This window comes from Hydrogenophaga sp., from assembly GCF_051007235.1.
Classification (GTDB): Bacteria; Pseudomonadota; Gammaproteobacteria; order Burkholderiales; family Burkholderiaceae_C; genus Hydrogenophaga.
The window spans coordinates 1-6,419 of sequence record NZ_JBPCSJ010000355.1 but is presented as its reverse complement, the minus strand read 5'-3'; the positions used below and the strand labels follow the sequence as shown (position 1 = coordinate 6,419).

The following is a 6,419-nucleotide window of genomic DNA, read 5'->3' as shown; positions in this document are numbered from 1 at the left end:
GCCACGACCGCCATGACGAGGGCAAAGCGGGTGTTGTGCGACCACCAGAGCGCAGCGGCCAGCGCGGCGGTGCCGATGACGAAACTGTAGAACCACGGAAAGGCGCGCCGCAGGGTGGCGCCGGCGGTGGGCGCGGGGAGCGCCTTGAACAGAAAGGCGGCAAAGCCGAACGAATACAGCACCATGCCGCCAAACAGCAGGGCGGTGCAGAGCAGGGCCAGGACGTGGGTCATGGCATGGCCTCCTGGGTGGGGTGGACGTGTGGTTCGGGCAGTGCCCAGCCTTCGGCCTGGGCGACCCGGGCCAGCGCGTTTTCAAACAGCACGCGGGCGCCCGCGGCGACGCGCTGGAGGTGGGCGTGCAGCTGGGCGTCGGCTGCGCTGCGGTGGGTGCAGTCGGCGCTGTAGGTTTCAAAGGCGGTGATCTGCATCAGCAGCTCGGCCACGTGGGTCGGGCAGTCGCAGGCCACGCCGTTGTCCAGGCCGGCGAAGGCCGTCAGTGTGGCGTCGTCGAAGCGGGGCGCGGGCACCGGCATGCGGGTGTCGCCCAGGGCTGCAGGCAGCCACGGCTGCCCCGTGCCAGCCTGCACCTGGGCGGTGGTGGGGGCGTGGGCGCCGTGGTGGGGCGGGGCGGGCAGCGATGCCAGCCAGGCGGCCAGGGCATCGTCATCGGCGGGTTCGCGCGCCACCACCGCACCGATGCGGGCCAGCGCTTCTCGCGCGGCGGCGCTGGCAAAGCGGTAGGTCACGGCCACAGCGGACGGCGCCCAGGCGGCCCGTGTGGCGCGCAGGTCGGCCAGTGCATCCACCTGCAGACCGGCGGTCTGCCACAACAGCAGGTCGACCGGAGCGGTGGCGGCGCTCCGTGCCGCCTCGGCCAGCGTGCCGAACACCGCCACCACCTGCAGCGGCACGTCGCGGTGCGGTTGGGCCAGGCGTTGCAGCCTGTGGGCCATGGCTGGGCCCACCACCACCACACGCAGGTGCGCGCGTGGCGCGGCGGTGCCGCTTGGCAGCACCTGCGGTTGGCGATGTGGCGGGTGGGCGGCGGCAACCTCCTGCAGCTGTGCCATGTCCAGTCCGGCCAGCGAGCCAATGGCGTGACCGTTGCCGGTCAGCTGCCGCAGCAGCACGACACGCTGCACATCGGCCGTGGAGTACAGCCGGTGACCGGTGGGCGATGTGCCCGGTGCCACGGCCTGGTAGCGCTGTTCCCAGATGCGCAGGGTGGACACCGGCATGCCCGCCATGCGGGCCACGGCGCTGCTGCGAAAGCCTGGCTCGGGCAAGGCTGCTGGCGTGGTGGTGTTGACGGTCGAGTGGGTCATGTATCGAATTATTCCAAAAATGAGTCTATTTTGCGTTCGATTACCGTGGATTTTTGATGGGTTTTCATTGGTTGCATGGCTTTTGAGTTGATATGAACTAACATCCCGCCATGAATGAAACTACCCAGAACGCGCCCACGCTGTATTACGACGGCGGCTGTCCGGTGTGTTCGCGCGAGATCGCGATGTACCAGCGCCAGCCGGGAGCCGACCGCGTGCAGTGGGTGGATGTGACCCGTTGCGAGCCCCACCAGCTGGGGCAGGGCCTGACCCCCGATGCCGCCCTGCAGCGCCTGCACCTGCGCCTGCCCGACGGCCGGCTGGTGAGTGGCGCAGCCGCGTTCACCAGCTTGTGGCGCAACCTGCCGCGCTGGGCCTGGTTGGGGCGCTTGCTGGGCACACCGGCCACGCTGTGGGTGCTTGAAGGCGGCTACCGTGCCTTTCTGGTGCTGCGCCGGGGCTGGCGCAGAACCTAGCGGCGGGCTGTCAGACCAGCGGCTTGCTGCCGCGATCCCGCCCGCGTGAACGCAGAGCCGCCCTTGCAAGCCCCCGCCCACAACCTCGCTGCTCACAAGCCCTGCCATGTCCCATCCCACGCAAGCCCCCACCGCCGCCATGACCCCCACAGCGGCGGCCGCCAGCCCCACGCTGCCGCGCGAAGTGCGGGCCGACCTGCGCACCGACCACGCCGGCGAGACCGGCGCCGTCTGCATTTACCTGGGCGTGCTGCGCTTCGCCCGCGACCCTGCCTTGCGCGACTTTGCCCAGCGCCACCTGACCACCGAGCGCGCGCACCTCGCGCTGGTCGAATCGTGGCTGCCCCCTGCGCACCGCAGTCGCCTGCTGCCCGCCTGGCGCCTGGCCGGTTGGCTCACCGGCGCGCTGCCGGCCCTGGCCGGGCCGCGGGCGGTGTACGCCACCGTTGAAGCGGTGGAAACCTTCGTGGATCGGCACTACGGCGAGCAGCTGGCCCGGCTGGCGGCGCTGCAACACGCCCAGCCCACCCTGCGCCCGCTGCACCAGGCGCTGCTGGAATGCCAACGCGACGAACGGGCCCACCGCGACGAAGCCGCCACCGCCCGGGGCAGCGCCGTCCAAGCCTGGCCACTGCGCGCCTGGTGCCGTGTGGTGGACCTGGGTTCGCGCGGCGCCGTGGCCGTGTGCCGCCACATCTGACCTCCCCCCCACACCGCCGTGCCATGACCGCCATCGCCTCTGAAATCGAACGCTTCAACCGCCTGAGCGCCACCTGGTGGAACAGCGAAGGCCCCATGAGGCCGCTGCACGTGGTCAATGCGCTGCGGCTGGGCTATGTGGTCGAGCGCATCGGCCAGCACTTCGGCTTTGACCCGGCTACCGATGGTCTGCGCGATCTGCGCGTGCTCGACATGGGCTGTGGCGGTGGCCTGATGGCCGAGCCGCTGGCACGCCTGGGTGCGCGGGTGGTGGGCGTGGACGCTTCCCCGGGCAATGTGGCCGCTGCCAGCCTGCACGCCGCCCAGCAAGGCGTTGCCGTGGAATACCGGCTCGGCGATCCCGGCCAGACGCTGCAAGCGCACGAAATGTTCAACGTGGTGCTGGCGCTGGAGGTGGTGGAACACGTGGACGATGTACCCGCCTTCGTCCACAGGGTGGCGCGCAGCGTCGCACCGGGCGGCTTGTTGCTGGTCTCGACGATCAACCGCACCTGGAAAAGCTACCTGTTTGCCATCGTTGGCGCCGAATACGTGCTGCGCGTGTTGCCCCGCGGCACGCACCGCTGGCGGCAGTTGGTGCGGCCGTCCGAACTGTCGGCAGCCGCTACCGGTGCCGGCTTGCAGCCGGGCGACCTGCGGGGCATGCGCTACAACCCGATCCGCCACACGGCGGCGTGGTGCCGGGACACACGGGTCAACTACATCACGACCTTTTTCCGCGCACCGGCAGCGCCCGAGGCCGACGCACCGCCTGCCCGCTGACGCGTGCGGCGCAGTCCGCCAGGCGCCATGCCTGGCGGCACGGTGCCAGATGCGATGTAGACGCTGCCCAGCCATTCGGGTGTCACCACCAGATTCTGCAGGCGCTGCGCCAGGCCGCTCCACGGCCGGTCCAGCCCTTTGAGCGAGCTGATCGAGTACAGCGCCGAGCCCAGCACCAAGGCGTTGACCGCCATCGCCCAGGGCGGCGCCCATTGCAGGCCGGTGGCCACCACGCGGGCGCCGGGTTTCAGGTGGGCGAACACGTTGTCGAGTGCGCCCGGGTGGCACACGATGTCGTGCGTGAAGTGCAGCAGGGCCGCGTCGGCATTGCCGCGCCAGCGGGCACCTTCGGCCGAGGCCTGTACCAGCCTGACCTGCGGGCGCTGCGCGGGCGTGAGCCGTTCGCGGGCGCGGGCGAGCATGTCGGGGCAGGGCTCGATGCCGACGATGCGGCCCCGCGGCCCCAGCCGCTGCAGCAGCGGCAGCAAACTCAGACCGGTGCCGCAGCCCATGTCGAGCACGGTCTGGCCGGGCTGTAGCTGCAGGCGCTCGATGGCCGCCGCTCGCAGCGGCTCGAAGGGCGCCAGTTCGTCGTCATAGTGAGCGGCCCGCGCACGGTACAGCGCCAGCATGGCCGCTGGGCCAGCCGGATGGGACGGCGGTGCAGGGTGTTGGCTCACGTGTGATTCCAGGCGGGGCCTTCCAGCCTACGCCGGTGGTGGTTGGTGGGCAAGAGATACCGATGGATGCGGGCACAATGTCTTGACAACAATGCGCCTCGCGACGGTCCTGCGCAGACCGCTCGCCCCACCGCACCACAACGCAGGAGACCACCCATGTTCCTTTTGTCACCGACCCCTGTCCGCCGGCGCCCGGCGGTGCACGCCGTGCTGGGCCTGGCGCTGGCTGCACTGGCCGCCTCCACTCAGGCCCAGTCGCAACGCCACACCGGGGAGCTGCTGGCGGTGGTGTTGCCCGCGGCGACGCTGGGCACCGAGCTGGTCCGCGGTGACACCGAAGGGGCGTGGCAGTTCGCGCAGAGCCTGGGCGTCACCGCGCTGGGCACCGAGGTGCTCAAGCACACGACCCGCGTGGAGCGCCCCGATGGTTCGGACCGGCAGTCCTTCCCTTCCGGGCATGCCGCCTGGGCGTTTTCGTCGGCGGCCTATGTGCGGCAGCGCCATGGCTGGCTGGCATCCGCGCCGCTGTACCTGGCGGCGGCGTACGTGGGTCAGACGCGGGTGGACGCCCGGCGCCACCGCTGGGGTGACATCCTGGGCTCGGCGCTGGTGGCCGAGGCATCGGCGATGTGGCTGGTCCAACCCGCGCCGGGGCTGCGGGTGGGCATCGTCCCGGTGCTGGAACAGCACCAGGTGGGCGTGACGCTGCTGGCCCGCTGGTGATGCGCGCTCAGACCGCCTGAATCCGCAGGCCCTGGCCCGGCGCCGGGTCGCCTTCCAGCCGCCACTGCCGTTCGTGGAACGCGGCCACCGTGGGGCGGTGGGCGATGGAGACCAGGGCGCCGTCCTCCTGTGCCACGCGGGCACGCAGCTGGTCGTACAGCGTGCGCTCGGCGTCTTCGTCCAGCGCGCTGCTGGCTTCGTCGAGGAACAGCCAGCGCGGCCGCTTGAGGAAGGCGCGGGCGATGGCCAGGCGTTGCTGCTCGCCGCCCGAGAGTTTCTGGCCCCAGGTGTCCTGCCGGTCCAGGTCGTCGGCCAGCTGCGGCAGCAGCGCGTCGCGCAGCGCCTGCTGCAGCTGCGCGTCGGAGTAGCGGTCGGGTGGGGCCGGGTAGGCCAGGGCGTCGCGCAGCGCGCCGTTGGGGAAGTACGGGCGCTGGGGCAGGAACATGGCGCGCGCATCGAAGTCGGCCGGGCGCTGCACGCGGGTGCGCGCCCAGGGCCAGATGCCCGCCAGCGCGCGGAACAGGGTGGACTTGCCGCTGCCCGAAGGGCCTTTGAGCAGCACCGTGTCGCCCGCGCTCAGGCGCAGGCCCTGCGCGGTCAGCAGCGGCCGGCCATCGGGCAGGCCCACCTGGGCCTCGTCGATCTGCAGGGCGTCGGCAGCGCCGGTCTGCTGTTGCTGGGCCGCGGTCCGGGCGGCGGCCTGCACGCGCTGGAAGCTCTCCTCAAAACTGGTCAGGCGGTCGGTGGTGGCGCGCCAGCGGGCCAGGCTGTCGTAGTTGTCGACGAACCACGACAGCGAGTCCTGCACCCGTCCAAAGGCCGACGAGATCTGCATCAGCTCCCCGAGCTGGATGGCACCGCTGAAAAAGCGCGGGGCCGCCACGACAAAGGGGAACACCACGGCCGCCTGGCCATAGCCCACGGTGAACCAGGTCAGGCGCTTTTGCCGGCGGATCAGGGCCAGGTAGTTGGCCAGCACCGCGGTGAAGCGCCCGCCGATCTGCTGGCGCTCCACCGGTTCGCCGCGGTCCAGTGCGATGGATTCGCTGTACTCGCGCACCCGCACCATGTGGTGGCGAAAATCCGCCTCCACCCGCTGCTGCTCGAAGTTCAGTGCGATCAGCGGGCGGCCCAGGTAGTGCGTGATCACGCTGCCGGCCAGCGCGTAGACCACCGCCATCCAGACCATGAAGCCGGGGATGGTGTATTCGCTGCCGTTGTAGGAAAACGCGAAGCTGCCCGAGAGCGACCACAGGATGCCGACGAAGCTCACCAGCGTGACCACCGCGTTGAGCAGGCCCATGGAGAGGCTGACCGAGTAGGTGGTGAAGCGGTTGATGTCTTCGGCGATGCGCTGGTCCGGGTTGTCGGGGATGGCGTGCGCGTCTTGCGAGAAGCGCGCCAGCTCCAGGTGGTAGAAGGCCTTGTCGGCGAGCCAGCGGTCGAGGTAGTGGCCGGTCATCCAGGCGCGCCAGCGCATCTCCAGCAGCTGCGTCAGGTAGAAGCGGTAGACCGCGATCACGATGAAGCCGAACGCCAGGTAGGTGAAGCGCCCCAGCTCGCGCCAGAACACCGCGGCGTCCTTGTTCTGCAGAGCGTCGTAGAAGACGCGGTTCCAGTCGTTGATGAGCACCAGCATGTAGACCGCGCCCAGGTTGAGCGCGACGATGGCCGCCAGCAGGCCGCGCGCCTTCCACTTTTCTTCGGACTGGAAGTAAGGCATGGCCAGGG

The 6,419-nt window shown here is 70.4% G+C and carries 8 protein-coding genes; 4 read left to right on the top strand and 4 right to left on the bottom strand.

Translation table 11 applies throughout. From position 1 onward, the window contains the following. A partial coding sequence (locus ACR2JA_RS12665; protein ID WP_434009440.1) for a DUF4149 domain-containing protein occupies positions 1-233 on the bottom strand: 233 nt, incomplete at its 3' end. Continuing rightward, the gene (locus tag ACR2JA_RS12660; protein ID WP_434009439.1) at positions 230-1,327 is read right to left on the bottom strand and encodes a MerR family transcriptional regulator; all 1,098 of its coding nucleotides are present in this window, start codon (positions 1,325-1,327) and stop codon (positions 230-232) included. The genes ACR2JA_RS12665 and ACR2JA_RS12660, both read right to left, overlap by 4 nt. 110 nt (positions 1,328-1,437) lie before the next feature. On the opposite strand from ACR2JA_RS12660, the gene ACR2JA_RS12655 reads away from it, so the two are divergent. The 3 genes from ACR2JA_RS12655 (at position 1,438) to ubiG (ending at position 3,285) form a co-directional block, all read left to right on the top strand. After that, complete coding sequence (locus ACR2JA_RS12655; RefSeq protein WP_434009438.1) at positions 1,438-1,803, top strand: thiol-disulfide oxidoreductase DCC family protein; 366 nt, start codon at positions 1,438-1,440, stop codon at positions 1,801-1,803. A 106-nt stretch (positions 1,804-1,909) separates the two neighbouring features. Next, a complete protein-coding gene (locus ACR2JA_RS12650; RefSeq protein WP_434009437.1) occupies positions 1,910-2,503 on the top strand; it encodes a demethoxyubiquinone hydroxylase family protein in 594 nt (197 codons plus the stop codon). A 23-nt stretch (positions 2,504-2,526) separates the two neighbouring features. Next, positions 2,527-3,285: a bifunctional 2-polyprenyl-6-hydroxyphenol methylase/3-demethylubiquinol 3-O-methyltransferase UbiG gene (gene ubiG, locus ACR2JA_RS12645; RefSeq protein WP_434009436.1), complete on the top strand. Its 759-nt coding sequence runs from the start codon at positions 2,527-2,529 to the stop codon at positions 3,283-3,285. Here the strand turns inward: ubiG and ACR2JA_RS12640 are convergent. Next, on the bottom strand, positions 3,222-3,965 hold the full coding sequence (locus ACR2JA_RS12640; protein WP_434009435.1) for a class I SAM-dependent methyltransferase: 744 nt from the start codon (positions 3,963-3,965) through the stop codon (positions 3,222-3,224). The two genes, ubiG and ACR2JA_RS12640, sit on opposite strands and share 64 nt — an antisense overlap. Before the next feature lie 156 nt (positions 3,966-4,121). On the opposite strand from ACR2JA_RS12640, the gene ACR2JA_RS12635 reads away from it, so the two are divergent. Further along, positions 4,122-4,688 (top strand): phosphatase PAP2 family protein, encoded by a 567-nt coding sequence (locus tag ACR2JA_RS12635; protein WP_434009434.1) that lies wholly within the window; start codon positions 4,122-4,124, stop codon positions 4,686-4,688. A gap of 7 nt (positions 4,689-4,695) precedes the next feature. Here the strand turns inward: ACR2JA_RS12635 and ACR2JA_RS12630 are convergent, their stop codons facing one another. Then, positions 4,696-6,417 (bottom strand): ABC transporter ATP-binding protein/permease, encoded by a 1,722-nt coding sequence (locus ACR2JA_RS12630; RefSeq protein WP_434009433.1) that lies wholly within the window; start codon positions 6,415-6,417, stop codon positions 4,696-4,698. Between the last annotated feature and the right edge of the window lie 2 nt (positions 6,418-6,419).